The 216-nt window shown below is 33.3% G+C and carries 1 rRNA gene; it reads left to right on the plus strand.

Annotation, left to right across the window (positions count from 1 at the left end):
• Nucleotides 1-155: 155 nt before the first annotated feature.
• A 5S ribosomal RNA gene (gene rrf / locus GXK58_RS26920) occupies nt 156-216 on the plus strand; the annotation flags it as partial.

Consider the following 216-nt stretch of genomic DNA (forward strand, 5'->3'; position numbering starts at 1 on the left):
TGATACTAATCGATCGAGGACTTATCCTAGTTTTTAGGTGAACTCGTTTTTACTTCTTCTTCTACATTATCTAGTTTTGAGGGAATGAAAAAATTAAATTTTCCTCTTGCAAAATCTTAAAAAGTTATTATAATAAGATAGTGTCAATTAAATAGTCTGGTAATAATGGCGAGAAGGTCACACCCGTTCCCATACCGAACACGGAAGTTAAGCTTC

Origin of the sequence: Bacillus sp. USDA818B3_A (assembly GCF_009928415.1) — a bacterium.
Taxonomy (GTDB): domain Bacteria; phylum Bacillota; class Bacilli; order Bacillales; family Cytobacillaceae; genus Neobacillus.